Source organism: Polaromonas sp. P1_G2 (assembly GCF_056405515.1).
Genome location: NZ_JBFUBY010000311.1, coordinates 1 through 4471 on the forward strand (window position 1 = coordinate 1; position 4471 = coordinate 4471).

A 4471-nucleotide genomic window follows, 5' to 3' on the forward strand; every position below is an offset into this window, starting at 1 on the left:
GCATGCGGATGTCCTGTGTGAAGAGTGGGATGAACGGTAAAAGAAAAACCCCTGAGCAAGAAAACCCGCCGCCGCGGCTAGGACAGCTTCTTGACCAGCACCTGGCTCTTGCGGTCCCAGTTGTATTTGCGCTTGCGGCCTTCGGGCAGCCAGTCCGGGTCCACCTGCACAAAGCCGCGCTTGATGAACCAGTGCATGGTGCGGGTGGTCAGCACGAAGATGCTTTGCAGGCCGGCCGCGCGGGCGCGCTGCTCTATGCGTTTGAGGATTTTTTCGCCGTCGCCCTGGCCCTGGCTTTGCGGCGAGACCGTCAGCGCGGCCATTTCGGCGGTTTTGGCTTCCGGGTAGGGATAGAGCGCCGCGCAGGCGAAGATGACGCCGTCGTGCTCGATGATGCTGTAGTTGGCGGCGTCGCGCTCGATCTCGGTGCGGCTGCGCTTGACCAGCGTACCGTCGTTTTCAAAGGGCTCGATCAGCTGCAGGATGCCGCCGACGTCGTCCTCGGTGGCTTCGCGCAGTTCCTCGAGCTTCTCGTCGATGACCATGGTGCCAATGCCGTCGTGCACATAGATTTCCAGCAGCAGCGAGCCGTCCACCGCGAAGGGCAGGATATGGCTGCGCTCCACGCCGGCCTTGCAGGCCTTGACGCAGTGCTGCAGGTAAAACGCGGTGTCGGTGGGGCGCTCGCCGTTGGGCAGGGTGGCCAGCAGCTTTTCGGCGGCGGCCAGCGGTAGCTCGGTGTCTATGGGGTTGTCTTCGCTCTCGGGCTGGTCGTGGTGTATGCGTATGCCCGGGATCTCGGTCAGGAAGATCAGCTTGTCGGCCTGCATGGCGATGGCCACCGAGGTGGCGACCTCTTCCATGGTCAGGTTGAAGGCTTCGCCGGTGGGCGAGAAACCGAAGGGCGAGAGCAGCACCATGGCGCCGAAGTCCAGCACCCGGCCTATGGCGGCGGTGTCGACCTTGCGCACCAGGCCCGAGTGCTTGAAGTCCACGCCGTCCAGGATGCCGACCGGCCGCGCGGTGATGAAGTTGCCCGAAATCACCCGCACCGTGGAGCCGGCCATGGGGGTGTTGGGCAGGCCCTGGCTGAAGGCCGCCTCGATTTCATAACGCAGCTGGCCGGCGGCTTCCTGGGCGCTGTCGAGGGCCACTTCGTCGGTGATGCGCATGCCGTGCGAGTACTTCGCCGCATGGCCCTTGGCCTTGAGCTGCTCGTTGACCTGCGGGCGAAAGCCGTGCACCAGCACGATCTTCACGCCCATGCTCTGGATCAGCGCCAGGTCCTGGGCGATGTGCTGCAGCTTGCCGGCGGCGATGGCTTCGCCGGCCAGGCCCACGACAAAGGTTTTGCCGCGGTGCGTGTGGATATACGGCGCGACCGAGCGGAACCAGGGCACAAAGGTGAAATTGAAGACGGCGGACATGGGCGCGCTTTCGGGTTCTAAAGGGCGGGGCGGGAGCAGCCGGGGCGAGGCGGTCGGAGGCGAAACCCGGCTTCCTGGCGCTGCTTTCCCCGGCAAACGGAAAAGTCCAGTGAGTGTAAGGGAGACAGCCTGCCGCATGAAGGTGCGGCCGGCGAGCGGCCTACCCCTTTTGGGGCTGGTGAAACCGGGTCCGGCAGGTTAAGGTCAGGGTGTTATGGATAAATATGCGATCGGGTTCTGGGGTTGCTATTTCGGGTCGGCCGGCCTGATGCTGGCCGGGTCGGTATTTGCCTATCTGCGGTCCCTGCGGCGCATTGCCGTCAATGCCGCCGCTTCGGCCCTGGCCTCGACCTTTTTTGTGGTGGCCTTCCTGGGCGGCCTGCCCATCGCTGATGCCGCCACCCTGGACCGCTTCCTGGCCCATGTGGCCAGTCTGGTGTCGGTGTTGCTGGCCTACCTGCTGTTTTCGATCCTGGGAATTTTGCGCAGCCCCGCGTCCCAACGGCGCGCCTTGCTGCTGCTGGCAGGCGCCGCCGGCGGGGTGATTGCGCTGGGTTGGGCGCTGAGCCCACAGCAGTCCCTGATGCTCAGCCTGGCCGGGGCCGCGCTGATGGGCTTTGCGGCGCTGGTCCTCAGCCTGCGCAGCGCGCTGCGCGGCGACCGCCTGGCCTGGGTGGCCGTGGCGGGCGTGGTGTTCATGCTGATTGCCATCGCCGGCCTGAGCTGGGCGGCGCTGGACCGCGCCCACGTGCCCTGGCAGGCGCATGCCGTCAGCGCGCTGGCAGGTACCGCCTACCTGGCCACCATGGCCTCCGTGCTGTGGATCCGCTATTCCTACCTGATCGAGCTGAACCAGGCCCTGGCCTACGGCCCCAGCTACGACCCCGTCACCCGCATGCGCTCCAACAGCGAAACCAACAACATGCTGAACACGGTGTTCAGGCACTACCGCGACCAGCCGGTGCCGATGGGCGTGATCGTGGTGTCCGTCGCCAACCTTTACGTGCTTGAAAAGCTCTATGGCCTGGCGGCCGTCAACCATGCGCTGTTTGTCTGCGCCGGGCGGCTGCGCCGCACGGTGCCCGCCCACGTCGAGATGGGACGCCTCGGTGAGGACGGGTTTTTGCTGCTGATGCGCAACTGCCACCACAGCGGCGACCTGATCCATCTGGCGCGCCGTGTCCAGGCCGCCCTGGCACGCAGCGTGACGCTCAACACCGGCGCGGAAGCCGGCCAGCAGACGCGCTGGGAGGCGGAGGCCGGGATCGGCGTGCTGCGGGTGTCCAAAAGCGACGCGCGCGCCTCCACGGCGGTGGGCCTGGGGCGCGGCATGTCGCGCGCGGCGCTGGGCTACCCGAGCCGCATCGCCTGGTTTGACGAAACCAGCGGCGAAATCGTCGACATGCCGGTGCTGGCGGCCTGAGCGGGCCGGTGCGCCAACCCCGCGGGCACGGCGCCTTCCGGAACAGCCGATAATTGGCGGCTCTGGCCGTCCCGGCCTTTTTTATTTTCCCCCTTGCTTTCAGCCTTGTCCCCCCTGACCATTACTTTTCCCGAATCACTGCCGGTCTCCGGCAAGCGTGATGAGATCACCGCCGCGATGGCGGCCCACCAGGTCGTCATCGTCTGCGGCGAGACCGGCTCGGGCAAGACCACCCAGCTGCCCAAGATCGCGCTGGCCATGGGGCGCGGCAAGCTCAACTACCCGGCGGGGCAGGGCCGGCTCATAGGCCACACCCAGCCGCGCCGCATCGCCGCATCGAGCGTGGCCAAGCGCATTGCCGAGGAGTTGAAAACCCCATTGGGTGACGTGGTGGGCTACAAGGTGCGCTTCCAGGACCGGCTTTCGCGCGACGCTTCCGTCAAGCTGATGACCGACGGCATCCTGCTGGCCGAGACGCAGACCGACCCGCTGCTCAAGGCCTATGACACCATCATCATCGACGAGGCCCATGAGCGCAGCCTGAACATCGACTTCCTGCTCGGCTATTTGCGCCAACTGCTGCCGCGGCGGCCCGACCTCAAGGTGGTTATCACCTCGGCGACCATCGATGCGCAGCGTTTTGCGGACTACTTTGCTTCCACCAAAGGGCCGGCACCCGTGATCATGGTGTCGGGGCGCATGTTCCCCGTCGAGCAGCGCTACCGGCCGTTTGAGGAGTCGCGTGAGCATGATTTGAACGATGCGATCACCGACGCGGTCGACGAGCTCTGGCTGAGCCCGCACAGCGCGGGCGACATCCTGGTGTTTTTGCCCGGTGAGCGCGAGATTCGCGAGGCGGCCGACCATTTGCGCAAGCACCTGGCGCACCAGCCGCTGACGCGCAACGCCGAGGTGCTGCCGCTGTTCGCGCGCCTGAGCCAGGCCGAGCAGGACCGCATTTTCGACGGCCACAGCGGCCGGCGCATCGTGCTGGCGACCAACGTGGCCGAAACCTCGCTGACCGTGCCCGGCATACGCTATGTGATCGACGCCGGCACCGCGCGCGTCAAGCGCTACAGTTTTCGCAACAAGGTCGAGCAGCTCATGGTGGAGCCGGTCTCCCAGGCCGCGGCCAACCAGCGCGCCGGCCGTTGCGGCCGCGTGGCCGACGGCATCTGCATACGGCTTTACGACGAGAAGGACTTCCAAGGCCGGCAGCCTTTTACCGACCCGGAAATCCTGCGCAGCTCGCTGGCCTCGGTGATTTTGCGCATGAAGGCGCTGCACCTGGGCAATGTCGAGGAATTCGCCTTCATCGAGCCGCCGCAGCGCCGCGCGATTGCGGATGGCTACCAGCTGCTGGCCGAACTGGGCGCGGTGGACGAAGACAACGAACTGACCGGCGTCGGCCGCACGCTGGCCAAGCTGCCGCTGGACCCGCGTGTGGGCCGCATGATTCTGGAAGCCAAGGATCGCGGCGCGCTCGACGAAGTGCTGGTGATCGCAAGCGCGCTCAGCGTGCAGGACGTGCGCGACCGGCCCATGGACAAGCAGGCCCAGGCCGACCAGCAGCACGCCAAGTTCGACGACGAAAAAAGCGAGTTCAGCGGCTACCTCAAGC

3 protein-coding genes are annotated in these 4471 nt (G+C 66.2%); 2 read left to right on the plus strand and 1 reads right to left on the minus strand.

From position 1 onward, the window contains the following. Nucleotides 1–77: 77 nt before the first annotated feature. The gene (argA, locus tag AC1D0P_RS22280) at nucleotides 78–1427 is read right to left on the minus strand and encodes an amino-acid N-acetyltransferase (RefSeq protein ID WP_436154786.1); all 1350 of its coding nucleotides are present in this window, start codon (nucleotides 1425–1427) and stop codon (nucleotides 78–80) included. Between the two features lie 214 nt (nucleotides 1428–1641). Between argA and AC1D0P_RS22285 the strand changes: the two genes are divergently transcribed. Next, nucleotides 1642–2850 carry a GGDEF domain-containing protein gene (locus AC1D0P_RS22285; protein ID WP_477678741.1) on the plus strand — a complete coding sequence of 403 codons (1209 nt, stop codon included), beginning with the start codon at nucleotides 1642–1644 and terminating at the stop codon, nucleotides 2848–2850. A gap of 105 nt (nucleotides 2851–2955) precedes the next feature. After that, nucleotides 2956–4471, plus strand: a 1516-nt coding sequence (gene hrpA / locus AC1D0P_RS22290) for an ATP-dependent RNA helicase HrpA (protein WP_477678742.1), incomplete at its 3' end; no start/stop codon positions are given.

Coding starts and splice junctions, on each gene's coding strand:
- argA (WP_436154786.1), bottom strand. CDS start 1,427: ATGTCCGCCGTCTTCAATTTCACCTTTGTGCCCTGGTTCCGCTCGGTC.
- AC1D0P_RS22285 (WP_477678741.1), top strand. CDS start 1,642: ATGGATAAATATGCGATCGGGTTCTGGGGTTGCTATTTCGGGTCGGCC.